The sequence below is a fragment of the Salmonirosea aquatica genome (genome assembly GCF_009296315.1).
GTDB classification, from domain to species: domain Bacteria; phylum Bacteroidota; class Bacteroidia; order Cytophagales; family Spirosomataceae; genus Salmonirosea; species Salmonirosea aquatica.
Window position 1 is genome coordinate 4,656,529 of record NZ_WHLY01000002.1, and the last position, 25,164, is coordinate 4,681,692.

At 52.3% G+C, this 25,164-nt stretch carries 19 protein-coding genes; 11 read left to right on the top strand and 8 right to left on the bottom strand.

Annotation, left to right across the window (positions count from 1 at the left end; genetic code table 11):
* Positions 1-37: 37 nt before the first annotated feature.
* Positions 38-1,426 carry a hypothetical protein gene (locus GBK04_RS20280; RefSeq protein ID WP_152762837.1) on the top strand — a complete coding sequence of 463 codons (1,389 nt, stop codon included), beginning with the start codon at positions 38-40 and terminating at the stop codon, positions 1,424-1,426.
* Positions 1,427-1,498: 72 nt separating this feature from the next.
* Here the strand turns inward: GBK04_RS20280 and GBK04_RS20285 are convergent, their stop codons facing one another.
* The 3 genes from GBK04_RS20285 to GBK04_RS20295 form a co-directional block, all read right to left on the bottom strand.
* On the bottom strand, positions 1,499-4,333 hold the full coding sequence (locus GBK04_RS20285) for a PAS domain-containing sensor histidine kinase (RefSeq protein ID WP_152762839.1): 2,835 nt from the start codon (positions 4,331-4,333) through the stop codon (positions 1,499-1,501).
* Between the two features lie 178 nt (positions 4,334-4,511).
* On the bottom strand, positions 4,512-5,438 hold the full coding sequence (gene mdh / locus GBK04_RS20290) for a malate dehydrogenase (RefSeq protein WP_152762841.1): 927 nt from the start codon (positions 5,436-5,438) through the stop codon (positions 4,512-4,514).
* 121 nt (positions 5,439-5,559) lie between these two features.
* Positions 5,560-6,525: a hypothetical protein gene (locus GBK04_RS20295; RefSeq protein WP_152762843.1), complete on the bottom strand. Its 966-nt coding sequence runs from the start codon at positions 6,523-6,525 to the stop codon at positions 5,560-5,562.
* Positions 6,526-6,794: 269 nt separating this feature from the next.
* Here GBK04_RS20295 and GBK04_RS20300 point away from each other — a divergent pair, with 269 nt between their 5' ends.
* The 6 genes from GBK04_RS20300 (at position 6,795) to sov (ending at position 18,971) form a co-directional block, all read left to right on the top strand.
* On the top strand, positions 6,795-7,226 hold the full coding sequence (locus GBK04_RS20300; protein WP_152762845.1) for a YkvA family protein: 432 nt from the start codon (positions 6,795-6,797) through the stop codon (positions 7,224-7,226).
* Between the two features lie 66 nt (positions 7,227-7,292).
* Positions 7,293-7,496, top strand: coding sequence for a Sec-independent protein translocase subunit TatA/TatB (locus GBK04_RS20305; protein ID WP_152762847.1), 204 nt, complete (start codon positions 7,293-7,295; stop codon positions 7,494-7,496).
* Positions 7,497-7,662: 166 nt separating this feature from the next.
* Positions 7,663-9,144, top strand: coding sequence for an Asp-tRNA(Asn)/Glu-tRNA(Gln) amidotransferase subunit GatA (gatA, locus tag GBK04_RS20310; RefSeq protein ID WP_152762849.1), 1,482 nt, complete (start codon positions 7,663-7,665; stop codon positions 9,142-9,144).
* Between the two features lie 74 nt (positions 9,145-9,218).
* A complete protein-coding gene (locus GBK04_RS20315; protein WP_152762851.1) occupies positions 9,219-10,997 on the top strand; it encodes a LysM peptidoglycan-binding domain-containing protein in 1,779 nt (592 codons plus the stop codon).
* An 85-nt stretch (positions 10,998-11,082) separates the two neighbouring features.
* Positions 11,083-11,673 carry a Holliday junction branch migration protein RuvA gene (ruvA, locus tag GBK04_RS20320; protein WP_152762853.1) on the top strand — a complete coding sequence of 197 codons (591 nt, stop codon included), beginning with the start codon at positions 11,083-11,085 and terminating at the stop codon, positions 11,671-11,673.
* A 116-nt stretch (positions 11,674-11,789) separates the two neighbouring features.
* Positions 11,790-18,971, top strand: a complete 7,182-nt coding sequence (gene sov, locus GBK04_RS20325; RefSeq protein WP_152762855.1) for a T9SS outer membrane translocon Sov/SprA — start codon at positions 11,790-11,792, stop codon at positions 18,969-18,971.
* Positions 18,972-19,038: 67 nt separating this feature from the next.
* Here sov and GBK04_RS20330 read toward each other — a convergent pair whose 3' ends face one another.
* Both GBK04_RS20330 and GBK04_RS20335 read right to left on the bottom strand, forming a co-directional pair.
* Positions 19,039-19,935, bottom strand: coding sequence for an MBL fold metallo-hydrolase (locus GBK04_RS20330; protein WP_152762857.1), 897 nt, complete (start codon positions 19,933-19,935; stop codon positions 19,039-19,041).
* A 178-nt stretch (positions 19,936-20,113) separates the two neighbouring features.
* Complete coding sequence (locus GBK04_RS20335; RefSeq protein WP_152762859.1) at positions 20,114-20,959, bottom strand: hypothetical protein; 846 nt, start codon at positions 20,957-20,959, stop codon at positions 20,114-20,116.
* Between the two features lie 134 nt (positions 20,960-21,093).
* On the opposite strand from GBK04_RS20335, the gene GBK04_RS30865 reads away from it, so the two are divergent.
* Together GBK04_RS30865 and GBK04_RS20340 are read left to right on the top strand one after the other, a co-directional pair.
* A complete protein-coding gene (locus tag GBK04_RS30865; protein WP_373331166.1) occupies positions 21,094-21,222 on the top strand; it encodes a hypothetical protein in 129 nt (42 codons plus the stop codon).
* 118 nt (positions 21,223-21,340) lie between these two features.
* On the top strand, positions 21,341-21,865 hold the full coding sequence (locus GBK04_RS20340) for a hypothetical protein (RefSeq protein ID WP_152762861.1): 525 nt from the start codon (positions 21,341-21,343) through the stop codon (positions 21,863-21,865).
* 15 nt (positions 21,866-21,880) lie between these two features.
* Here the strand turns inward: GBK04_RS20340 and GBK04_RS20345 are convergent, their stop codons facing one another.
* The 3 genes from GBK04_RS20345 to GBK04_RS20355 all read right to left on the bottom strand — a co-directional run bounded on the left by GBK04_RS20345 (position 21,881) and on the right by GBK04_RS20355 (position 23,361).
* Positions 21,881-22,327: a hypothetical protein gene (locus GBK04_RS20345; RefSeq protein WP_152762863.1), complete on the bottom strand. Its 447-nt coding sequence runs from the start codon at positions 22,325-22,327 to the stop codon at positions 21,881-21,883.
* A 38-nt stretch (positions 22,328-22,365) separates the two neighbouring features.
* Positions 22,366-22,734: a YccF domain-containing protein gene (locus GBK04_RS20350; RefSeq protein ID WP_152762865.1), complete on the bottom strand. Its 369-nt coding sequence runs from the start codon at positions 22,732-22,734 to the stop codon at positions 22,366-22,368.
* Between the two features lie 141 nt (positions 22,735-22,875).
* A complete protein-coding gene (locus GBK04_RS20355; RefSeq protein ID WP_152762867.1) occupies positions 22,876-23,361 on the bottom strand; it encodes an EF-hand domain-containing protein in 486 nt (161 codons plus the stop codon).
* A 428-nt stretch (positions 23,362-23,789) separates the two neighbouring features.
* Here GBK04_RS20355 and GBK04_RS20360 point away from each other — a divergent pair, with 428 nt between their 5' ends.
* Positions 23,790-24,314, top strand: a complete 525-nt coding sequence (locus GBK04_RS20360) for an RNA polymerase sigma factor (RefSeq protein WP_152766257.1) — start codon at positions 23,790-23,792, stop codon at positions 24,312-24,314.
* A 10-nt stretch (positions 24,315-24,324) separates the two neighbouring features.
* A complete protein-coding gene (locus GBK04_RS20365) occupies positions 24,325-25,146 on the top strand; it encodes a HEAT repeat domain-containing protein (RefSeq protein WP_152762869.1) in 822 nt (273 codons plus the stop codon).
* The last annotated feature ends 18 nt before the right edge of the window (positions 25,147-25,164 follow it).

Here is a 25,164-nt window from a genome sequence, read left to right on the forward strand (position 1 = left end):
TCTTTTCTTTGCGGTTAAAACAACTCAACAACTCCCCATGAAAAAATACGCCGGCCTATTCCTGGCTTTTACTGTCGTTCCGGCATTAGCTCAGGAAAAGAAAAAAGAAGATCCCAACACGCGGAACGACATCCGTTACAATTTCAACGAATCAGGTACCCATTACTTCAAAGCTACCTTTCTGAATCAAAGCTGGTTGCGATACAACGAAAGCAATCCTGGCACTACCTCCCTGGGCGATCTCGCCGCTCAGACTTTCGACATCGGCCTGCGCCGGACGCGCATTCAGCTATTCGGGCAGATCACCGATCGCGTGTTTCTGTACACCCAGTTTGGGATGAATAATTTCAATAAGAACAATGCTTTCCCCGGCTACAATACGAACGGTACCCCCAGCAACCGCAAAATCGCGGCTTTCTTCCACGATGCCGTCGGTGAGTACGAGGTGCATCGGCAGGGTACCAGCTTCGTGCGTTTCGGAGCGGGCTTGACGATCGTGGGCGGTCTGTCGCGCTTTTCGCAGCCCAGCATTGGTACCATCATGACGATGGACGTACCCGTGTTCGCTCAGGCTACGGTGGATCAGACCGATGAGTTTGGCCGCAAACTGAGCTTCTACAGCCGGGGGCAGCTGGGGAAGTTCAACTACCGCGTCGATATTTCCGATCCTTTTCCCATCGAAACAAACGGCAGCGCTCCGCCCGCTTTGAATGTGAATTCGGTTTTTGCCCAAAAAAAGCACAAGAAACAATTCCAGGGCTTATTCATTTACAACATTTTCGATGCAGAAGATAATACGACCCCTGGCTACATGACGGGTACCTACCTGGGCAAACGCAGGGTACTGAACCTGGAAGCTGGTTTCATTTCCCAGCAAAATGCCACCTGGCGTAGAGCGGACAATGGTACTGATACTACGTATAATGCTATGAATCTGTGGTCGGTAGCGGCCTACCTCGACATGCCGGTAAACAAGGAAAAAGGTACGGCGGTATCGTCCTACCTGGGCTATTTTCAAACCGATTATGGGCAGGGGTACCTTCGCTACAACGGCCTGATGAACCCCGCCACGGGTACCACGCAACCTCTGCCGGGGGTAGGCGGCACGCAGGGCAATGCCTACCCGATGTTTGGTACGGGGTCGGTGGTGTACGCACAGGTAGGTTATAAGCTGGCCGACGGGCTGCTGGGCGACCAGGGTACCCTGCAGCCTTACGCTTCGCTGCAACATTCGGCGTACGACCGCTTGGGAAGGGATATGAATCTGTACAATCTGGGCCTGAACTGGCTGATTAAAAGCCACACGGCCAAGCTAAGCCTGAACTATGAAAACCGCCCGATCTACAAAGCTTCTAGCACGGCCAACATGCTCACGACCAGCGGTCGGCGTGGGGCGCTGATTTTACAGTATCAGATTTCGATCTAGGAGCCCAGTACTATTTTGCAGAAAAGAGAAGGTACCATAGGCGGAATCCTGCACGATTTACTGCTGGCAATTTCAAGCCTGGGGAATGAAAATGTCGAAGGTAGCCCCCGCATTTATTTGTCCCGTCGCTACAATGCTTCCGTGGTGGTTTTCCACGATTTTCTTGACAATGGCTAGTCCGATTCCAGTGCCGCTGTATTCGTTTTTTCCATTGAGACGCTGAAATAATTGAAATATCCGTTCGCCGTATTTCTGATCAAAGCCTATCCCATTGTCAGTGAAGCGGATATGGTGGTAAGAGGTGTCGGCAGCCAGTTCGTTTTTTGTGCAGGGGCCTTTGGCCAAACCGCTGGTTATGGTCAGGTGGGGGCGGACGCCGGGCCGGGAGAATTTGAGCGAATTGCTGATCAGGTTATAGAAAAGCTGATGGAACTGGAAAGGAATCATTTTAAGGCTACCCAGGGATTCTGCCTCGATGAGGGCATTTTTTTGTTGAATCTCTTCCTTCATGTCCATTTTTACCGCCTCCAGAATTTCCGTGAGCGGGGTTTCCTGAAATTTACGCTCCGAGGTAGTCGTACGTGAGTAGGCCAGCAGGTCGTTGATGAGCAATTGCATCCGGCTGGCGGACACACTCATTCGTTTGAAGTACTCCTTTCCGGTTTCGGATAGATTGGGGTACTCTTTTTCCAGGATGCGACTGGCGAAGGTCTGGATTTTCCGGAGCGGTTCCTGCAGGTCGTGGCTGGATATGTAGGTGAAGGATTGTAGCTCTTTATTTATTTTTTCCAGGTCGGTGTTCTTCTGCTTGAGTTCCTCCGTCCTCTCCTGTACCAGTTTTTCCAGTTCACTGGTGAATGCTTTCTGGTCGTGGATGTCGGTGCTCGTCCCCACCCACATCTGAATGGTACCTTCGGAATCTTTCAACGGTATGGCCCGGCTCAACAGCCAGCGGTAGTTTCCATCGCTGCGCCGCAAACGGTGTTCGATGCAAAATTCCTCCCCTGTTTTGATAGAATACAACCAGGCGCGCAGATTGGCTTCTTTGTCGTCGGGGTGTACGATCTGCATCCATCCTCTCTGTCGGATCAGGTCGGGTTGTAGTCCCGAAAACTGATACACCGACTGGTTGAAGTAGTTGAGGTTTCCCTTCGGGTCACTTGACCAGACAAACTGCGGCATGGAGTCGGCCAGGAGCCGGAAGCTGGCTTCGCTTTCTTCCAGTTTTCTCCGGGCCTCGACGCGCTCTGTTACATCGTTTACGGTCGCAATGATTCCGGATACCTTGTTGTCCACGTCATACAGGGGCGCATACTCGAAGTCGAGGTAGAATTTTCGGAGCTTATCGCCTCCCTGTACATAGGCCAGTGATTCGGTTTCGGTATGTATTTTTCCGGAGTCGAACACTTCGTTCAGCAGTTCGGGATACTTCTGGCCCCTTAACTCAGGGAACACATCCAGGAGTTTCCTGCCCAATACCTCGTCTTCATTGAGTCGCCATAAGTCGTTCATCATCCGGGAGTTGGCCAGTTCGATGACGAAGTCCCTACCCCTAAAAATAGTGATAGCCATCGGCGACTGCATGACCAGGTTTCTGAACTGCCTTTCGCTTTCTTCCAGCGTATGCCGGGCATTCACCATTGAGGTCACTTCGGTGGCGATAACGATCACCCGTGTTATCGTACCGTCGTCTTCTTTCAGCGGGTGGTAGACAAAGTTGAAGTAAGTGAGTTCTTTTTTGTCGTAGCGGTTGAGGAAAACCGGAAACTCAGTGCCCATATAGGGTACCCCGGTAGTCAGCACCTGGGTCAGAAAGGGCTCCACGGCCTCCTGCACCTCGGGTAGCGAGTCAAATAAGGGTCTTCCGATAAAGCTACTTTCCGTTCGGTCCACAATCTGCAGGTACCTTTCATTGGCCATCTCCACCACAAAATCCGCTCCCCGGAAAATGGTGATTCCCAGGGGCGCTTGCTCAGCCAGGGTACGGAAGCGCTTTTCACTTTCCTCTATTCTTTTGTGGGCCAAAGCCTGCTCGGTCACATCTTGTAAGGTACCGTTGAAGCGGTAGGCCGTTTTGGTGTCATCAAACCAGGCTCTTCCCCGGGCTTTTACAATAATCTCCTTTCTTGATTCTGGATGAACAATCGTATATTCGATATCATAACTTCCGCCGGAGGAGTAATCCAGGGCTCTCTGAATGGCTTCGGTGACTCTTTGCCGATCGTGATCGGCGACAGCGTTCAGTGCGTCGCCAAGCTCAATGGTAGCATGGGGTGGTAAACCGAACCATTCCTTCAGGCGGGCATTGGCCTTAAACCGGTCGGTGGACGGTTCGTAATCGAAGGTACCTAATTCGGTAGCTTCAATGGCAAAACTCAATTGGTCCTTACTTTCCTCTAACTGGCTCAGGTGATTCACCGCATCGGTGGTTTCGCTGCATGTGACCAGCACGCCCTCCACTTTACCTGACTCGCCCTGCACTGGACTGTAACTGAAAGTCCAGTACACATCTTCTAGTTTGCCATTCCGAAAAATTGGAATCAACTGATTCTCACTCCACGTGGCCTCACCCCCGGCCAGTACCTGGTCGATCAGTGGTTTTATGGTTTCCCATATTTCCGGCCAGGCCTGCTGGGCCGGCATGCCCAGGATGGAGGGATGCTTGCCGTCTTGTCCAAGGCTGGGGCGGTAGGCGTCGTTATAAAAACAAACCAACTCGGGTCCCCACCACAGAAACATCGGAAACCGGGAGTTGAGCAGGATGCTGAGGGTGGTCTTTAGGCTTTGGGGCCAGCCCTGCATATCCCCGACGGGAGTCCTGCTCCAGTCCAGCATGCGGGTAAGTTGGCCCATCTCTCCACCGCCGTGCAAAAAGAACAGGTTATTCTCAGTATTTTTAGTAGACATTCTCAGGAGGGCAGGACCAATGGTTTTGTATCGATTTTGCTGATAAAGTTTTGGTAAATATAGCAACAAAGTACTATTGTTGGGAGAGGAGTACCGGGAATGTGACAGAGCTAACCGACAAAAAACGGGTTTTGAAAGCCATCGTTTCAAAACCCGTTCAAAATGAAAAATAAACGCTCTACGCGTCCAGGGCTGCGTTCATATTCCGCACGGCTTCTGCCGACTTGGCAAAGGAGGCCTTCTCGGCGTCGCTCAGGCGCAGATTGATGATTTTCTCCCAACCCCCTTTGCCGATCACCACGGGTACCCCCATGCAAATGTCCTTCTGGCCGTACTCGCCGTTCAACATAACGCTGCAAGGTACGATGCGCTTCTGGTTACGCACGATGCTTTCCACGATCATGGCCGTAGCGGCACCCGGTGCATACCAGGCCGAAGTACCAATCAGTTTGGTGAGCGTTGCGCCCCCTACCATCGTGTCGGCGGCTACTTTGTCCAGCTTGTCGGCCGCTATAAACCGGCTTACCGGAATACCGTTGTAGGTAGCCAGGCGCGTCAATGGAATCATGGTGGTGTCGCCGTGGCCGCCGATCACCATGCCGTGGATGTCGTTGGGCGACACATTCATTTCCAGAGCCAGGTAGGTTTTGAAGCGGGCGCTGTCCAACGCACCGCCCATGCCGATGATGCGTTTCTTGGGAATGCCCGACTCGCGCAGCGCCAGGTAGGTCATGGTGTCCATGGGATTGGACACGACCACGATGATGGCCTTGGGCGAATATTTCAGAATGTTGTCGGTGACGGACTTTACGATGCCGGCGTTGATGCCGATCAGTTCCTCGCGGGTCATGCCGGGCTTGCGCGGCAGGCCCGAAGTAATGACTACTACATCAGAACCCTTGGTTTTTTCGTAATCGTTGGTGGAGCCAACGGGCTTGGTGTTGAAATTCAGCAGCGCGGCGGTTTGGTACATGTCCAGCGACTTGCCCTCAGCGACTCCTTCTTTGATATCCAGCAGCACCAGTTCTTCGGCCAGTTCGCGACGAATGATGTTGTCGGCGGTGGTAGCTCCTACGGCTCCGGCGCCTACGACGGTGATTTTCATAATGTATTTTGGTAAAAAGCGTTTAGTAAGAATTTTCCGCCCAAAAGTAGGACACATATTTGTTTAAACCCTACTTCACGGGCTATTTTTAGTGAATAAGTACGCGGGTAGGGTACCTTGGTCACTTGTCCTGCCACAGTTTCAGGTCGTCCCAATAGATCTGCAAAGTCTTGCCTTTGCTCTTCATGAAACCGATCAGGTCCTTGGAGGTATACAGCTTAATGGGGTTGAAGTCGGTGACGCCGTCGGGGGCGGGGTCCTGGGTATTGTGTGTGATTTTGTGTACGTCAAAAACCACCTGTTCTCGCCCTCCCTCGGGGGTGATGGTCATATAGAACCGTCCCGTAGCGTTGTCGCCCTCTTTGTAGTAATACTGCATCGTGAACCACTGGCCGATGGGTACCTTCACCGACTCGTTGGTTTCGGCCCAGATCGTGGTGTACTTCTGGCTGTCGTCCTTGAATAGTTCACAATCCTGGGCATCCAGAATGAAGTGAAGGTCGCTCTCCTGCTCCGTCGGCTTGCCGATGCCCAGCGTGATCCTGAACCCATAAGGTACCTGCTGGCTCCATGTGACATTATTCCAGAACTCCGCGATGGTGAGCCAATGGATGGCCTTGGGGTAGGTACGCACCGTATTGAAATCATCGGGCAGAAACATACGCACGGATTGCGTGAAACCCTTCATGCCCTTGTTGCCATACAGATTTCCCTGAATGCGTCCTTTTGAATTGCCCACGTTCGGACCGTCGAGCCAGAAATGGAGGACTTTGTTGCCAGGATTGCCGGGTTCGGGAATAATCCGGGCGCGGCGCTGGGTCGTATCGCCGCCCTGGTACTGGATGTTGAAATTGCCGATGGCCGGATGGTTGTCCAGGTCAGTCACCCAGTCGTTGTGGTCGTTAAGTGACGGGTCGGCGCCTACAATATCGTCATCCGCGTTGCGGGGTACGACTCGGGTACTTCCCTCGAATCCTGACTGGAAAATCAGCTCCCGTTCGGCCGAAGTCGTTTTCAGAAGCGTGTTGTGCTTGCAGCCTGCGCCCAGGAAGGGCAAGGCCAGCAGAATCAGAAGTCTTTTTTTCATGGGCCGATCGGAAATACTGTTTGCTACCCTTCAGGACGACAGCAGGGCCGCCCGCACCTGAAACCCTATACTTTTTCTGGATATGTAGCCCGATTTCGCCCCGCTATTCTCCGCCCGAAACATCTGTACTTACTTAGCGGACGTAGGTATAGGGTGTGTGGGAGACGGGAATGTTCGGGAAAATAGAAATTGACATTGTGAAAAGAAAGTGCAATTTTTCGCCGGGCATTAGGGTTATATAGCCGATAACCACAACTTTAAATATTACAATGGCAGACAGTTCCCTCATTTCGCAGATTTTGCGCTCTGTTTTTTTTAAAAAGGCTACGGGTAGGGCCGGGCGGTACGCGTCTAATAGTTCGAAGCTCTATAATCTGGCCAAGCAGGTGCTGACCAAGGTACAGCAGGGTGGAGTCAAAGAGGGCATGGCCGAAGCGCAGCTGCAGGTTCAGCTTCTGGTGCGGTTGATCCGGGCGTATGCGTCCGGCGAATACCGCAAGCTACCCTGGAAAAGCTTGGTATCCGTCGTGGGGGTACTTATTTATTTTGTATCGCCTCTCGACTTCATTCCCGATTTTCTGCCTATTGTCGGCATGACCGATGATCTGGCCTTGATCCTGTGGCTATTCAAAACCCTAAGCGACGACCTGAGCGATTTCAGCCAGTGGGAAAAGAAGACCAAAACCATCAACATCGGCTAGGGCAGGAGTTTGGTTTAGCAAAAAGTATTAATTAAATTTGTATTCATAATAAAACAATCAATCGATATGGAATTCGGATCAATTTTGGCAATTATGGGACTGGGAGGACAGGAAATTTTTCTAGTGGCCCTGTTTGTATTACTTTTCTTTGGCGCCAAGAAAATTCCTGAGCTGATGCGTGGCCTGGGCCAGGGCATCAATGAGTTCAAAAATGCGACCAAAGATGTGAAAGAGAATATTGAGAAGGGCATGGAAGATTCGATGAAATAAGCGAATCAGTACAAGGACCCTTTTTCTTGAGGAGCCGATTTGGGTTAGACCATCAAAAGCCTATTCCAGAGCGGCTCTGATTTTTTTTCATTGTAAAATTACCGGTCAATAGCCCTCCTGTTTGCCGAGCATCAAAAGCCCGCTATTGCCCCAAAAATTGCTTCCCTTGAAAGAGTACCTGACGCTTGCTGACCTCCAGCACGATCTGCGGGCAGGAAACACTACCTGTGTGAAATTGGTCGGGCAGTACCTTGCCCGCATCGAAACCTATCAACACCTCAACGCTTTTGTGGAAGTCTACGCCGAAGAAGCCCGGCAGCGGGCTCTGGAAGTAGACGCCCGGCTGGCGCGCCACGAAGCGGGCCGACTGGCTGGCCTTGTACTGGGCATCAAGGATGTGCTGTGCCTGTCCGGACACGGAGTGCAGGCAGGCAGCAAGATCCTGAATGGGTACCGGTCGCCTTTTACGGCTACCGCGGTACAGCGCCTCCTGGACGAAGACGCCATCATCATAGGCCGTCAGAACTGCGACGAGTTTGCAATGGGTTCTTCCAACGAGAGCTCCTACTTTGGCCCGGTGCGCAATACCGCCGATCCGGAGCGGGTGCCGGGCGGCTCGTCGGGTGGATCGGCCGTTGCGGTGCAGGCGGGCATGTGTCATGCCTCCCTGGGCAGCGACACGGGCGGCTCGGTGCGGCAACCCGCCGCCTTTTGTGGGGTCGTGGGCCTGAAACCCTCCTACGGGCGGATATCGCGCTGGGGGTTGCTTGCTTACGCTTCCTCCTTTGACTGCATTGGCCCGATTACAAAAAGCGTGGAAGATGCCGCGCTTTTGCTCGAAGTGATGGCTGGTCCCGACGAATTCGACAGTACGGTTTCGGGGCGTGAGGTACCCCGCTATTCCCAGAAGCTTGCCTGGGAAGGCCAAGCCCGCATAGGGTACCTGCGCGAGTCGGTGGAAAGTGAAGCGGTGGCTCCAGCGATCCGGCAGCGGACTCAGGCGGTACTGGATGAGCTGCGGGAGCAGGGGCACAGCGTTGAGCCCGTGGACATGACCCTACTCAAATACTGCCTGCCTACCTACTATATTCTGACTACCGCCGAGGCAAGCTCCAACCTGTCGCGCTTCGATGGCGTGCGGTACGGCTACCGCAGCGAACAGGTTGTGGATCTGGAAAGCCTGTACAAACAATCCCGCACCGAAGGCTTTGGGGCCGAGGTACGGCGCCGCATTCTGCTTGGTACTTTTGTATTAAGTGCAAATTACTATGATGCATACTATACCCGCGCGCAGCGCGTTAGAAAACTGATACGCCAGGAAACCGAGCGCCTGCTGAGCCAGTATGATTTCCTGATTTCCTCTGTGACACCCACTACCTCCTTCCGGTTGGGTGAGAAAATGGAAGATTCTTTGCAAATGTACTTAGCGGACATATTTACGGTACAGGCCAATGTGGCGGGGGTTCCCGCCATTTCAATTCCTAATGGCCTGGATGAGGACGGATTGCCCATTGGCCTGCAGATCATGAGTCGGGCCTTCAGCGAAGAAAATCTGTTGGCTTTTTCGGCTCATCTTTCCACAATCATTAGCAACCCTGAGAAGGAGAATCGCCTGTTTGAGAAGCATCTCCCGGTGGAAGAGAAGTAGTTAATTATAAGTACGTGCTTTACCTAAGCATATAATCCCAAAACAGAAGTCTAACCAAAACTTTACTGACACTGATGAAGATTGTAAAGCGAGTTGCCAGCCTGGCCCTAGTTGCCCTCGGAATGTTAAACACCAACACCTGGGCCGCCCCCGCCGCTTTGCAGGAAGAACAGGAGCAGCAGACGCAGGAGGTGGATTTTGAAACAGATACCATCGGACTGGCTACGGACTTACTCCCCGAAATCGTAACCCCCGGCAACTTGGTTCCGGGCGACCTGATTGAAGAACGATTCGCCCGCCTGCAGAAGAAAATCCCCTTGGTGTACCACAAGGTTTCCCATCAGTTTGTCGAGTACTTCATTTATACCAAGCCGGACTTTACGCGCCGGATGATGGAGGAGAAAAACCTTTACTTTCCGATCTACGAGAAAGCGCTGGCCAAGTATAACATGCCAGACGAACTCAAGTACCTTTCTATGATCGAGTCGGGACTTAATCCCCGGATCATTTCCTATGCGGGTGCGGGCGGCCTCTGGCAATTCATGCGGGCTACGGGTCGGGAGTTCGGACTTAAGCAGGATTCTTACATCGATGAGCGTTTCGATCCTGAGAAATCCACCGAAGCGGCCTGCCGCTACCTTCGGCAGTTGTATACTATTTTTGGGGATTGGGAAATGGCCCTTGCATCATATAACGCCGGTCCCGGCAACGTGAAGCGCGCCATGCGCCGTAGCGGGGGAAACACTTTCTGGTCGGTGTACGATGCCCTGCCCAAGCAGACGCGTGGCTATGTACCCCAATTTGTGGCCATTCTTTACATGATGCACTACGGTGAAGATCATGGCATCGTACCCCAGAACACCCAGTTTCCCACCGTAGCGGACACTATTCAGGTCAACGGTTATCTGAATCTGGCGACATTCGCTTCCCTGAGTGGTGTGACCATGGAGGAGATCCAAAAGTTGAATCCGCAGATTATCAACACGGTACTTCCGGACTACACCCGTAATTTTATCCTGAAGGTACCTTCCGAGAAATTTGCCGTTATAAAGCCTAACCGCCTGGCAATCCTGGATTCCGCCTCGAGGCGCACGAGCTCGGATGTCATGTTGGCATCGCTGGATGATAACGGAGAAGCCCAGTACGTTTCCAAACGCCTGAGCCATACCGTACGCAGGGGCGAGACTCTTTCGTCCGTGGCCAACCGGTACGGGGTAAGCATGAGTGAGGTGAAGCGCTGGAACCGCATGCGGAGCACCAAACTGCTGCGCGGGCAACGCCTGACCATTATTCGTAAGGTACGGGTTGCACCCCGGCCCGTAGCCAAGCCGGAAACCGAAGCGAAGGTGATCCTGGCCAAGAATACGGCACCCGAAACCGTAGACTCTACCGCCGATTCTACGGAAGAAATGGTAGCACAGGCCGAAGAAGCAGCGAACGAAGAGCCTGAGCTGAAAACCACCAAAGCAGCCAAAGCCCCGGTAGCTCCCAAAGCGATAACCTACGTGGTGCGGAGGGGTGATAACCTAACGGCCATTGGCCATCGCTACCGGGTTACGGTCAACGAACTGAAAGAATGGAATGAACTGGGCAGAGGTACCCTGCAGCCCGGACAGAAACTGCTGGTTTCGAATCCTTCGAAGGCGGGCTTATCCAAGGATAGCCAAGCCGTTGCGGCTTCGGCTAAGAAAACCTCGCCACAGATCAAGCCGCGGTACCATACGGTGCAGCGGGGCGATACGCTGTGGACAATCTCGCAGCGATACGGTCTGACTATTGATAAAATCAAGCATGCCAATAACATGAAGAGCAACAGTATTCGCGCCGGTATGAAACTTTTGATCACCGGATAATCAATACCAAACTCATCCATTCACCACCCGCAAGGCCTTGCGGGTGGTGTTTTTGTGACTATCTTGCAAAAAAAGCCTAAAAGAAATGATTGCGTACCTGGAAGGAAAACTCGCCTACAAGGACCCGGCTTATGCCATTATTGACGTGCAGGGGGTGGGCTACGAAGTACGCATATCCCTACAGACCTACTCGGCCCTGCCGGAGCTGGGCGATAAGAGTAAAGTGTTTACGTTTCTAAACATCCGCGACGACGCTCACATCCTGTTCGGGTTTGCGGAGCCCGACGAAAAGAAACTCTTTCTGGATCTGGTGGGCGTGTCGGGGGTGGGTCCGGCCACGGCCCTGGTCATGTTGTCGTCTCTGTCGTCGTCCGAGATTCGCCACGCCATTATGAACGAAGATTTACGGGTGGTACAATCCATTAAGGGCATTGGCTCCAAAACCGCCCAGCGCGTTATTCTGGAACTCAAGGACAAAATGCGCAAAGACTCACTCACGTCACCCGCTCCCTTTCTGGCGGGGATATCAGGTGGTCAGGTACGGAGCGAGGCACTGGCCGCTCTGGTCACGCTGGGTATTCCCAAACCCTCGGCCGAAAAAAGCCTGGATACCATTCTGAAGCGTGAAGGCGATCAGCTTACCGTAGAAGAATTAATCAAATTGGCGCTTCGTTAGGAATCGATTTAATTTTGCCTTACCCGTAGAATATTGGTAAGGTCTTGGCCGTTTTGTGGATAGTACGATTGCCCAAGTCCACGAACCATACCCTCTTTAACCAAGTGCAATAGGCTTTGTCAGGAACCATTTACCAACTACTCGTTCGGACTGTTACCATCACTGCCGGGGCCTACCTGCTGGCCAGTGCATCGGTTGATCTTAAGCTTCCCGTTTCGGCGGGAAGAGATCCGTTTGTGGCCTATCAGCTGGATACGACGGTTGCCGATACAACGGGTGATAATCTGAAAAAGTCGGGTAAAAAGCCCATCGTGCGCTGGCAGGACTACTACCGGAACCGCTTTTCCGAGCCCCGGCCCCGCTCTTCCTTTTACTTAAAAGATCCGGCCAATATTTCCACCACCATGCGCCTGGACAGTACGGGCCGGGTGATTGTGGCCGAGGATGTCCTTACACCCAAGGGTACCCTTGATTTCCGTCCTACAGAGAGTATGGATCTGGCTACTTACAACGAAATGCAGCGCAAGCGGGCCCTGGAAACCCTCATGCGTGAATATTCGGCGCGTTTGGATGGCAAGAGTGCCATGGGGGGGCGCGGGTTGTTGCCCAAGCTGGATTTGCCCCCCGCTCTGGACAAACTGTTGGGACAGAATTTTATGGATTTCAAGCCCAATGGCTTTGTGGCGCTCGATTTTGGGGTTTTGCACCAGTTTATTGATAATCCGGCGGTACCAGTACGGCAGCGGCGCAACACCAACTTTATCTTCAACGAGCAAATCAACATCAATTTCAACGCCAAAATAGGCGATAAGCTGGGCTTCCTGACTAACTTCGACACGAAGGCTAGTTTCAACTTTGAGAATGCCCTCAAGCTGAACTACAAAGCACCCGAAGAAAGCCTGGTGCGCAAAATCGAAGCTGGAAACATCAGTTGGCCCCTGAACAGCCAGCTGATTCCGGGTGTCCAGAATTTGTTCGGAGCCAAGGCCGAATTTCAGTTCGGCCGTCTTAATGCTACTTTCGTAGGTTCACAGCAACGCTCCCGCAAGGAGCGGATTGTGCTTCGGGGTGGTGCCCAAACGAAAGATTTCGAGATCCGGGTTGATAACTACGACGAAAACCGCCATTTTTTTCTATCACAGTATTTCAGAAACATCTACGAGAGTTCGCTCAAAACCTTGCCCGTCATTACATCGGGAGTGACGATCACGCGTTTGGAGGTATACGTGACCAACCGTACCACTACCACTGAGTCGTTGCGCAATCTGGCTGCTTTTGCCGACCTCGGCGAGCCAAATCCCTACAAGGCTGCCAACCCTGTCCTGCAGCCGATCAACGCTCGTCTTCCGGCTGACAATGAAACCAACGGACTTTATAAAACATTGCGCGAAAACGAAGCTTTCCGGCAAATCGATCGTACTACGTTCGAATTGACCAGTAATCTGGGTTTGGAAAAAAGCGTGGACTTTGAGGTACTACGCGGTGCCAAGCGATTGATGAATGAGCGCGAGTACAAATTCAATCCCCAGCTAGGGTACCTGTCGCTGACGGTACCCCTGCGCAACGATGAAGTGCTGGCCGTGGCTTATGAGTACACCTTGAACGGCCGGTCTTATAAGGTCGGTGAACTGACGGAAGATTACCAGAATCGCCGTGATGATGAGGTGATTGCGTTGAAATTGCTGAAATCCTCCACGATCCGGAACAATACGCAGTTACCGATGTGGAACCTGATGATGAAGAACGTATATTCTCTGGGAACCAATCAGATCGACCGGGAAGGATTTCAGCTTCGGATCATTTATAAGGATGACCTGACAGGAATCGATAATCCTAACCTGCAGGAAGGCCGGAATTTGCAGAACAAGCCCTTGCTGCGCGTGGTGGGGCTGGATCGCCTGAATCCGGTGAACGACCTGCAGCCGGATGGTAATTTTGACTTTGTCGAAGGCGTCACGATCGATTCCCGCACGGGCCGCATTTTCTTTCCCGTGCTGGAGCCCTTCGGATCGAATCTGGCGAAGTACTTCGATCCTGATGAGGATATTTTGCGCAACAAGTATGTCTTCAATGAACTGTACCGTACCACCCAAATCGACGCGCAGCAGATCAACGAGCGCAACAAGTATTATTTGAAAGGAGCCTATCAGTCGGCGGGCGGTACGGACGTGCAGCTACCCTATGGCGTGTCGGAGGAGTCGGTGACGGTCACCTCCGGAGGCGTGTCGCTGTCGCCCGGTACCGATTTCATTGTGGAAGCGCAGATTGGCCGGGTACGGCTGGTGAATCCGAGTGTGTTAAACTCGGGCCGCGAAATTGTCATTGAGTTCGAGCGTCCCGATATGTTCAGTAACCAGATCCGGTCACTCTTCGGAACGCGGCTGGATTATATTGTGAACAACGACATCAGCATCGGCATGACCGCCATGCGCCACCGCGAAACCCCCGCTGGGTTCCTGACCCGCGTGGCGATTGGCAATGAGCCCACCAACAATACCATTCTGGGATTTGATGCCAATATCCGGAAGGATGCCCCCTTCCTGACCAAGTTTCTGGATAAGCTACCCTTGCTCCAAACCAAGGAACCTTCCAGCATTCAGTTCAAAGGCGAGGTGGCTAAGCTGTTTCCGGGAGTAGCCCCGCGCGTAAACAACCGTTCGCTGGTGGACGACTTCGAGGCGGCCCGCACGATTTATGACCTGACCCGTCAACCCACCCGCTGGCGTCTGGGTAGCACGCCGCAGCAGTACCCCCAGGGTACCCCCGACAATCCGCTCGAATTTGGTTACCGGCGAGCCAAGATTTCGGCCTATACGGTGGACAATATTTTTGCTTTTACGGGTTTTGGTGCGGGCTTGCGGCCGCCCACTATTACGGATGAGGACCTGAACAACTACTACGAGCGCCTGTTCAATCCGCGCGATTTGTTTCCCGGCCGTTCGGTACCACCGCTCAACCTTCCCCAGAATATTCTGGACATCGCCTATTTCCCCCAGGAGCGCGGGATGTACAACTACAACCCTGACCTGGACAATAACGGGCTGCTGAAAGATCCGCGCCGGAATTTTGGGGCCATCAGCCGGGCCGTTACTTCGGACATTGATTTTGACAATGCCAACATTGAGAACATTGAGTTCTGGCTCATGGACCCTTTCATTGACGGACCCAACGGGAGGGTACTTGATGGGAGGTTGAACGAAAACAATACTACGGGTGGCAAACTGGTGTTCAACCTGGGGGATATCTCAGAGGATGTGATTAAGGATGGCCGTTTTAATTTTGAAAATGGCCTACCCGTCAACGATCCGCAGCCCGGAATTAATGTGGATAGCACCGCTTGGGGCCGCGTGACCAAGCAGCAGTACCTGATCAATGCTTTTAGCAACGAGCCGGGTGCCCGCGAAAAGCAGGACATTGGCCTGGACGGGCTGAACAATATCGATGAGCGGCGCTATTTCAAGGAACGCTTCCTGGATCGCCTGCCCGCCGCACTTTCGCCCGAAGCCCGGGACCGGATTCTGGCTGATCCTTCTGGCGACGACTTTCAGTACTACCTGGGCGCAGAATTGGATGCGGAGAATAAGAAAATTGTGGAACGCTATAAGGAGTACCTGGGCATGGAAGGCAACTCGCCCGAAAGTACCAACAACAGCAGTACCGCCGTTACCCCAGCCGCTACGAATATTCCCGACTCGGAAGATTTGAACGTGGACAATACCATAAACGACAACGAAGCTTACTACGAATACGAGATTGACCTACAACCCAATCGGCTCGCAATCGGGCAGGGTTACATTGTGGACAAGACCGTGGCCAACGGTGCCAATTGGTACCTTTTCCGGATGCCGGTCAAGGAATTTAACCGGAAAGTAGGGCAGATCAACGGCTTCAAATCCATCCGTTTTATCAGGATGTACCTAACGGATTTCCAGCAACCTGTGGTACTGCGCTTTGCTCAGCTCCAGATGGTTGGGCAGCAGTATCGCAAGTACCTGTCGGATCTGGATGCGCCGGGCCTGCAGGAGGTGCCCGAGCCCTACGACGCCAAGTTTACGGTGGGTACGGTGAGTATTGAGGAAAACAGTCAGGCCAACAATTCTACCAACAAATACGTATACGCCGTGCCGCCGGGCTGGAAACGCGATCAGGATTTTACCCAACCCGCCGGTAATTTCCAGTTGAACGAGCAGTCTATGAGCCTGTGCGTGTCCGAACTGCGCGACGGGGATTCACGGGCGGTGTTCAAGAATGTCAACCTCGACCTGCAATTTCGGAAGCGGCTGCGGATGTACATCCACATGCACAACGACGACAACGAAAGCACCAAAGTGGCGGGTTTCCTGCGGCTGGGGACGGATTTGACGCAGCATTACTACGAAATCGAAATCGCTGACCTGAAAGCTACCCCCGAGAACGTCAGCCTGCCCGAAGAAGTGTGGCCGATGGAAAACGAACTCAATATTTCGCTCGACGAATTGATCCAAGCCAAGGCTCAGCGCAACCGGGCCGAGAACAAAGCCATCAGTTTACCCTACGTGACCACGATTATCGATCAGGTTTCGGGCCGTCAGTACAAGATAACGGTAGTCGGAAATCCTGACCTCAGCGCGGTACGCGTCTTGATGATCGGGGTACGTAATCCCAAATCGGCCGACGAGCAAACCAAAAGCTTCTGCATGTGGGTGGACGAAATGCACGTGGAAGGCTTTGACCAGACCGCCGGAGAAGCGGCCATCGGTCAGCTCAACGCCAAACTGGCCGACTTCGCCACTGTGACCGCCTCGGGGCGGATCGAAACATTCGGTTTTGGGGGCGTACAGCAGCGTATCGGCGAGCGTTCCCGCGCTACAACCACAGAATTTGGCATCTCATCCAATATTCAGGTGGATAAATTGTTGCCCCAGGAGTGGGGGTTCAGTATTCCGCTGTACGTCAACTACGACAATCGCCGCATCAGTCCGCACTTCAATCCGCTCGATCCCGACACGCCTTTGAGTACTTCGCTGGACAATCTGGAAAACGCCGAGGAGCGCGAAAGGTACCGCCGTTTGGTAGAAGACAACACCGTGCGGCGTGGGATCAACCTCTCCAATGTGCGGAAGGTAAAAACCAGGGAAGGCGCGAAAAGTCATTTTTACGACTTCGAGAACCTGGCGTTTACCTACGCATTCAGCGACCTGAAACGTACCAATATTCTGACACAGGAATACGCCCAGCGGATGTACAAGGCCGGCATCGCCTACACCTTTACGGCCCAGCCGAAGGCGTTCGAGCCCTTCCGTAAGTGGCAGACGGACAGCCGGTACCTGAATTTTATCAAGGATTTCAACCTGACTCTGCTGCCCACCAGCGTGGCGTTACGCACGGATGTGGATCGCAGCTTTACCAAGACCCAACTCCGCAATTCCGACCTGACCACAACGGGCATGGAGCCTTTCTACGAGAAGTATTTCTGGTTCAACCGTTACTACGACCTTACCTGGAACCTGACGCGCAATGTGGTGCTGAGCTACAATACCGTGGCCAATGCCATCGTGGACGAACCGCGCGGGGACATCAATACGGAAGTCAAGTCGGATTCGCTGTGGGAGAATTTCAAGAAACTGGGTCGGATCAAGAACTTCGACCAGCGCATCCGGCTCACCTACCGCCTTCCGCTGGACAAGCTACCCCTCACCGACTGGATGACGGCCGATTATAACCACACCATCGGCTATAATTTTCAGGCCAACGCCCTGGGCATCGTGGATTCGCTGGGGGTACCTTTTGGCAACATTATCCGCAATAGCCGCGAACGGGGCGTAACCGGACGGGTGGATTTTGTGGCCTTGTATAACAAAATCAGGTACCTGCGCTTCGCCAACTCACCCTCGCAGGAAAAGAAAAACTTTGCCCGCAGTCCGGGGGATATCGAGGATTTGCCGCCGCCGCCAAGCCGGATAATGAAAGACGTGGCTCGGGTGCTGATGACCGTGCGGGGGATCAATGTCAGCTACAATATTTTGGAAACGACCGCCCTACCGGGGTACCTGCCTACGCCCCGGTATTTTGGGTTGTCGGACATCAACACGCCCGGTCTACCCTTTGTACTGGGCAGTCAGAATCGGTACATTCACATCGCGGCTGCTAATAACGGGTGGGTTACGCCGAGTACGGTGCAGAATCAGCCTTTCCAGCAGACGGTACAGAAAAAATTTACTTACAGTACAAGGCTGGAACCCTTTCAGGATTTCCGGATGCAGATTGATGGACGACTCACGCGGCAGGATGCCTACCAGGAATTCTACCGTCCCGACGACATTGGTGGGGGGTACGTGAGCCAAAGTCCGGTGCGGAACGGGCAATTTAGCATGTCGTTCCTGTCGTTTCGCACAGCGTTTGCCAAAGCACAGCGCGACAATGAGTCGCCAGTGTTCGATCGGTTCCGGGCATACCGTGATGTAATCCGGCAGCGACTCAACCGCGAGAATGGGAGTGGTGGCGAGTACAATGAAAACTCGCAGGATGTACTGATTCCGGCCTTCTTCGCGGCGTACACGGGCAAAGATCCCGAAACGGTGCGCATTTCGCCCTTCCTAGGCTTCCCGATGCCCAACTGGCAAATTGAATATAATGGATTGAGTAAATTGAAGCCTTTCAAAAAAATATTCAGTTCTTTTACACTTTCACACCACTATACTTCTGATTATAGTGTAGGTAATTTTACATCGTCTTTGGATTACTCGGCTTTATTTGTGAATCTGGCGGTGTCTGGGTACCCCCTCTCGTCGCGAACCAATTATCTGGGTCAGTATGTACCCGTTTTCGTGATGAGTACTATAACGATGGCCGAGAAATTCTCGCCACTCATTGGGGTCAACTTTCGTACTCAAAGCCGTGTGACCGGTCGAATTGATTACAACCGCGAACGAACTATCGCTTTAAACCTCTCGAATTCACAGGTAGCCGAATATTTCAATCAGGATTTAACCATCAACATTGGTTTTACCAAAAATAACGTTCCGATTCCGTTCAAGATTAATGGAGTCAAAAAGAAATTGAAGAATGATCTGACGGTGCAGATAGGACTTACGTTCCGCGATACGCGTGCGATACAGCGCAAATTCGACGGACAGAACATTCCTATTGCGGGGAATATCAACTTCCAGCTGCGGCCCACGGTCAACTACGTCGTGAGCAACCGCCTCAGCCTGCAATTCTATTTCGACCGTACCTTCAACGATCCGCTGGTGTCCAATTCGTTCTATCGCTCTACCACGGCGGGCGGCGTGCAGGTGAAATTCAACCTGGCAGAATAGGCCCGAAAAAAGCCCCACTAAGTTTCTAAAAAACCTAATGGGGCTAACCCTATAAAAACTCCCAAACCTACCCCGCCACCAACTCATCGTATGCGGGTGCCAGGCTCCGCTCAATGCCCGCACCCTGCATGTAGGTGGTACCTGGAATGCTCGTGGTTTTCATGATTTCTTCCTTTGATTTTCCCGCCTTTATTTCTTTGCCTACGTAGGCCAGCAGTTTTTCAAGGTAGTCTTTGAATAGCTTGATTTCTTCCTGACCACCCGTGATTTTTTCGGGATCGAAGGCGTGACCAAACACAAACAGCGTATTCTTGTCGAAAGTCTTCTGCGTTTTGTCCAGTACCTTGACCCAGCTCTTCACGCTCGCGCCGGCCGATGCATCGATGAACGGGTAGCGCCCGTTGAACAGCAGGTCGCCCATGTGAGCGATGTTGGCATTCTCGAAGTGCACGATACTGTCGCCGTTGGTATGGCCCGCGCCAAAGTAATGCATCTTGATGCTTTCGGTACCTATCTTCTGTTTCCAGCTATCCGTAAAGGTGACGTCCGGGAAAAGATTCTTTTCCACGCTGTTCTGTTTTTCGGCTACATTGCGCTGGTTCGTGGCCGAGTTGGCATGGGCCACCACGTGTCCCGCCAGGCCTTTGAACGCAATGTTACCACCCGAATGGTCGCCGTGGTGGTGGGTGTTGATAAGGTAGGGGATAGGCTGGTCACTCGTTTTTTTCAAAGCTCCGATCAGGTGCTCCGACTGCTCAGGAAACTGGGAATCCACTACGACGATCCCTTCCTTCGTGATCAGGTACGCGATGGTACCCCCTTTTTCGGTAAAGACGCCCACGCCGCCGCGCAGGTCTTTCATTTGGTAGGGATCTTCGGCTAGTAATTGCGCCAGGAGGTTTTTGGCGGTCAACAGGGAAACACCCGTGAGGGCGGAGGCTTGGAGAAAGTGACGTCGCTGCATGAGATTGATGAAATGGGGTTGGGGTTGTTGCAATATACTGAATTGGGGATAAAATGTTTTGGAGATTGAATGAGAATCCTATAAAACTCCTACCTTCTTCATTTGACAACAGAAACCTCAAAAGCGGGCCTTCTATGCGGAAGGCCCGCTTTTGAGGCACTCTACCCTGACTTGTGCCTTATTCGGGGGCATTCGGTGAGTCCAGATTGACAATGGGCCAAATACCGGGTTTGGGCACGCTCACACCTTTAGTGGCACCTCGCACACCATTATCGGAACCGAAATAGTACAAAGGCCATCCTTTGTAGGTGAGTTGTTTTTTACCGAATACATCGATGACGCTGAAAAGGGATTTGTCGATGGTCGACGGTAGGTCTTTCAGTTCAGCGGTGTAGATCGGCCAGGTAGCGTCATTACTGAAATCTGCTTTGGTATATTTATTCGTATTCTTTTTGTCGTTGGCAAAACCATACAGGGTCCGGCCTGTCTCATCCACAAAAAACTGCGTGACTCCCGTGCCTTCTTTGTAATCGCCCGTGTAGGATTTGCCATCGTTGCCTACTAGCTGGGCACTGGCCAGCATGATGGAGTAGGTGGGCTTGGCCACGAACCACACCGTCCCCACGTTTTCGCCTTTCACCTCTCCGGCGGCGGCATCGTTTTTATAATAGTACAGCGGCCAGCCTTTGAAGGTGGTTTGGGTAGTACCGTCGGCCCGGGTGATAGACCCGAAATCAGCACTGTTCAGACTTGGGTCCAGCCTTGAAATGGTCTTTGAAAAAACGGGCCAGGTGTCCAGGCAACCGCCCGAACAGGCGGAGGTACCTGCCACATCCTTAGCGAAGAAATACAAAGTCTTTCCGCTGGCATCGGTAAGTACCTTGCCCAAGGTGGTTTCTTTGATACCCACGTCATTGGTCGGAGCGGGTGGTGTGACACCGGTGTTGTCGGTGCAGGAAATACAGATCGTCAAGAGCAGGAAGGCCGCAATTCCCCGGGGGCGATTTACGCAGAAATCTTTCATAACAATGTAGAGGTTACGTTGAACATAGGTTGAATTTTCATTCAGTACGGACAATCTACGGGCAAGGTTGCGTGAGGGGGTACACCCACAGGGTACCCTCAGTGCGGAGAATTACCGAACGTTGACGCGCCAAAGTGGATGGGCCAGGAGACACAAAATACCGGGAAGGCAATCTTGACAACTACATCCGGAAGGAAGTAGTTGGCGGTGGGAGGGTACCCTTGGTAATTGGAAAAATGCGCGATGCCGATGCTTCCGACTAACTCGGTAGGATTGGCCGTTTACTCATTCGACTGGTTTTTATTTTGATATTGAGGTCAATAGCCTTATTTTGTCACATACTCATTTGTAAACCAGCTTTGTACAGAACAACCTTTACACATGAACCTTTCTACCCACTCTACTTCGGGCTACTCACAGAATCGGCCCTCAGCCATCGTACCCCTCACCGATAGCGAACGATCCCAACTAGAAGACAGCAAGAGCAAATCAAAAAGAGGCATGATGGTAGCTGCCCTGGGCTTGGCGTTTATTCTGGCCTATCGTTTCCTCTTCACCACCTTGCGCACCGAGGGTGGAATCGCCATTGCCATAGTGGCCGTTATTGGCCTGGTTGTATTCTATCTTGTATTCAAGTCGAGAATCAACAAAGCACTGGAAAGGGGGACCAAGCACGTGGGCCGGGCGCGGATCGTCAAAAAATACATTTCCGGAGGTGATGACGGCAGTGGGGGTAGCCCGACTTTCAGGCTGGATTGGGATTTCAATAAAACTCACAGCAAAGTATACGTCCCAAAGGATATCTACGCCAAGCTTTCTGAAAATGACCTCGCGGACATCGAAGTAGTTTCGACCACCCACTATGTACTTTCAGCACAAAAAGTAGCTGAGTCAGGTAGTTGGTGAATACTAGTTGGCCTGTTACCTTTCCAAAAAGCTATCTACCAATGCAAAAGCCTCTGCGGGCTCGTTGGCACAACTCGCACAGAAGGTACCAACCCCATTGACTGGCCCCTCGTAGCCAAGAGCAAAAAACTTCCGGTAGGATTGATCCTCACTGACCATTACCAGGCCTTTCTTTGGTACATCCTTGTAGATCAGGTAGGTTTTATTGAATCCCGGAATACTCACACGCAGTGCTTTGGCATTGCCCACTTTCCCTACTCCCAGAATTTTGAGTGGGTACCCTGTTTCGTGCTTCCTGTACGCATACATTATGCTGCATTTCGTGCCGTCAACTTCAAAAGCAAGCTTTTCCCATTCGGGTTGAGAATAATCACCCACCATAAAGAAAGCCCGGGTTTTGGTTTGGGCATGGCTAAGGGTGATTGTCAAACCCAGCATGCAGCTGATCAGTAGCTTGCTCATACATCAATGGTTGAAAGGTGGCCAAGACTCCGCGTGTGCTACACAATTTCTTTGCCAAAGGGGGTAAAAGAAAGGCTCATCAGCTTGAAATGCTGACGGGCAAAGGGCAGGCCAATGATGGTAATGGCCAGCAGCACCCCAAATACCAAGTGCGTCAGTGCGATCCAGATGCCCCCAACAACGATCCAGATGATATTGAAAATGGTCGACAGGCAGCCGGTATTGCCGGGTACCTCCCGCACTTCCTGGCCGAAGGGTGCAAGGCTCAGTATGCCGATTTTGAAACACTGAACCCCAAAAGGGATACCGATGATGGTAACACAGAGCACGAAGCCCGCCACCATGTACTCGATGAAGACAATCAACCCACCAAAAATGAGCCAGATAATATTTCCCAGAAGATTCATGCGCTAGATGAGGTTTATGAAGGGTACCAACAGAATAACAGCCGCCCGAGGCTTCCCGAGCGACTGTCAAGGTACTGAAAAAAACAGTAGGCTGTAATAATGCACTACACGGGATGCCAGCACAGGTACGGTATGTGGGGATTATTGATTGTTATTGCGTCTATTGGCCATACCCTGGTCGTATTCTTCCTGGCTCAATCGATTATCCTTGTTCGTATCCCAGGCGCTGTACCAGCCCGCTTTGGTATTACCCTGCCGGTATTCGTTATCATTTACGAAACCATCCGCATCGATGTCCCAGTCGGCCCAGCCTTGCCCGGTCAGCCCACTTTTCTGAATGCCGCGATTCCATTCATCCTGGTCCAGGCGGTTATCCTGGTTGGTGTCCCAGTCTGTAAAGTACCCCCCGGCGTACTCATTCTCGTCCAGAAAGTTGTCCTGGTTCTTATCCCATTGGGTAAAGTAGCTCTCGTTGGAGGTACTGTCATCCATGGTTTCAGTGGTCGCCATGTCGTTTTCTTCGGTGGCCGATTCTTTCTTATCGGAGCAGGCGGCCAGGCTTAGGATCAGAAAAAGGCAGATTCCGTACTCCACAATACTGGGTATACTCTTATTTGGCTTTTTCATGTACTTCATTTTTAAGGTTTTAAGTGGATGTTAGTTTTTTCTTTGTTTTATCAAAAAAATGTGCCGGAAAACCGCTCGGCCTGTTTTTCAATCAAAAAGCTCTTTTGTATATACTATCTTTTGCGTGCTCAGGGAAGCCAACGGTAACTATTATGACTTTGGATGGAATACCTAGTGTGATTTATGGGGGTAAATAAATTCATATTCAGGGATTTTGGTACTTTTTGCCCACCTGTGGCGGTAAGTAAACACCCTACTGTCAGCGTCTTTGCTGTGTTGTTTTCGTGCTACCTACCGTTTGGTGGGGTAGTGTCAGAGGTATGTGTAAAAAAATCTGAATTTTTCAGTAACCTTTCCCAGAAGCTCCGGTTTTCACGTCAAATTCCAACCCCCCAGTACGATTGGATTCACTAGCGGACAATGCTTTGATGCTTCAGGTCAAAGCGGGCCAGATGGACAAAATGGGGCTGCTCTTCGAGCGGTACCATCGTGAACTGTTCGGCTACCTGTACCACATGAGCGGCCGGCCCGATGTGAGTGAAGACATTGTGCAGACGGTCTTCTATCGCATGCTGAAGTACCGCCATACCTTTACCGGCGACGGCTCGTTTCGCTCCTGGATGTACCACCTGGCGCGTAACGTCCTGGTCGATACGGCAAAGGAAAATAAACGGACAGCCTACCACCAGGATGTGGTCGATTATGCTGAAAGGGTAGAGGGAGGCATGGCGGCTGACGAGCCGCTGGAAAAGGAGCAGGAACAGGCGGCTTTACAGGATGCTCTGACCCGGCTAAGCCCGGAACACCGGGAAGTGCTGGTACTTAGTCGATTTCAGGAGTTGAAGTACCTTGAGATTGCCCACATTCTGAACATTTCCGAAGGTGCTGTGAAGGTACGGGTACATCGGGCCATGAATGAGTTGAAAAAGACGTATTTGAAGATTGCCCAATAAAAGACAGCGTATGGATTGTGATATTGTAAAGGAACAATTGCCCGAATGGCTGAATGACGAGCTTCCGCTTGCCGAAAAGGTCCTACTGGACGATCACGTCGCCCGGTGCCCGGATTGTCAGCTCGAACTGAACGCCATGCGGCAGCTTTGGCACCGGATGGGTACCCTGCCCATTCCCGAGCCCCGGCCTGAGATGCGCACGCAGTTTTATGCGATGCTGGATACTTTCAAAAAAGAAGAAGAGATACAACAGCGCAGCAATTGGGCCGAATGGCTACCGAAGCTATGGATGGGCTGGCAGCCCCGACAAGCAATGCGCCTTGCGTATAGCGTGTTGCTGATAGGAGTAGGCATGGTGGCAGGCTACTGGATAAAGTACCAACGCATGCCTACAGTAGCTTACCAGCAACAGATCGACACCCTTTCGACGCAGGTAGAGGAAATGCGCGAGATGATGATGCTTTCCCTGCTTGAAAATCCTTCAGCCACGGAGCGGCTGCGGGCGGTGAGCTACACCAAAGAGATTTCCGATGTGGACGGGCGTGTGATCGACGCCCTGCTCACGACTCTCGACAACGACCCGAATGTAAACGTGCGCCTGGTAACGCTGGAGGCCCTGGCCACGCTAGCCGACGATGCCCGCGTCCGCGAAGGTCTGGTTCACTCGCTCACGAGGCAGGAGTCGCCCCTGGTACAGGTGGCTCTGGCCGATGTGATGGTGCAGCTACAGGAGAAGAAATCCATCAAACCCCTGCGCCAACTGCTCCGCCGGGACGACCTCAACGACCTGGTCAAGAGTAAAATAGAACAGACGATCAAAGACTTATCCTGATTTTAACCCAAGACTTTA

What these genes read in the sequence shown, in the direction of transcription:
- GBK04_RS20280 (WP_152762837.1), top strand. Translation starts at nt 38, where the DNA reads ATGAAAAAATACGCCGGCCTATTCCTGGCTTTTACTGTCGTTCCGGCA.
- GBK04_RS20285 (WP_152762839.1), bottom strand. Translation starts at nt 4,333, where the DNA reads ATGTCTACTAAAAATACTGAGAATAACCTGTTCTTTTTGCACGGCGGT.
- mdh (WP_152762841.1), bottom strand. Translation starts at nt 5,438, where the DNA reads ATGAAAATCACCGTCGTAGGCGCCGGAGCCGTAGGAGCTACCACCGCC.
- GBK04_RS20295 (WP_152762843.1), bottom strand. Translation starts at nt 6,525, where the DNA reads ATGAAAAAAAGACTTCTGATTCTGCTGGCCTTGCCCTTCCTGGGCGCA.
- GBK04_RS20300 (WP_152762845.1), top strand. Translation starts at nt 6,795, where the DNA reads ATGGCAGACAGTTCCCTCATTTCGCAGATTTTGCGCTCTGTTTTTTTT.
- GBK04_RS20305 (WP_152762847.1), top strand. Translation starts at nt 7,293, where the DNA reads ATGGAATTCGGATCAATTTTGGCAATTATGGGACTGGGAGGACAGGAA.
- GBK04_RS20315 (WP_152762851.1), top strand. Translation starts at nt 9,219, where the DNA reads ATGAAGATTGTAAAGCGAGTTGCCAGCCTGGCCCTAGTTGCCCTCGGA.
- ruvA (WP_152762853.1), top strand. Translation starts at nt 11,083, where the DNA reads ATGATTGCGTACCTGGAAGGAAAACTCGCCTACAAGGACCCGGCTTAT.
- GBK04_RS20330 (WP_152762857.1), bottom strand. Translation starts at nt 19,935, where the DNA reads ATGCAGCGACGTCACTTTCTCCAAGCCTCCGCCCTCACGGGTGTTTCC.
- GBK04_RS20335 (WP_152762859.1), bottom strand. Translation starts at nt 20,959, where the DNA reads ATGAAAGATTTCTGCGTAAATCGCCCCCGGGGAATTGCGGCCTTCCTG.
- GBK04_RS20340 (WP_152762861.1), top strand. Translation starts at nt 21,341, where the DNA reads ATGAACCTTTCTACCCACTCTACTTCGGGCTACTCACAGAATCGGCCC.
- GBK04_RS20345 (WP_152762863.1), bottom strand. Translation starts at nt 22,327, where the DNA reads ATGAGCAAGCTACTGATCAGCTGCATGCTGGGTTTGACAATCACCCTT.
- GBK04_RS20350 (WP_152762865.1), bottom strand. Translation starts at nt 22,734, where the DNA reads ATGAATCTTCTGGGAAATATTATCTGGCTCATTTTTGGTGGGTTGATT.
- GBK04_RS20355 (WP_152762867.1), bottom strand. Translation starts at nt 23,361, where the DNA reads ATGAAAAAGCCAAATAAGAGTATACCCAGTATTGTGGAGTACGGAATC.
- GBK04_RS20360 (WP_152766257.1), top strand. Translation starts at nt 23,790, where the DNA reads ATGCTTCAGGTCAAAGCGGGCCAGATGGACAAAATGGGGCTGCTCTTC.
- GBK04_RS20365 (WP_152762869.1), top strand. Translation starts at nt 24,325, where the DNA reads ATGGATTGTGATATTGTAAAGGAACAATTGCCCGAATGGCTGAATGAC.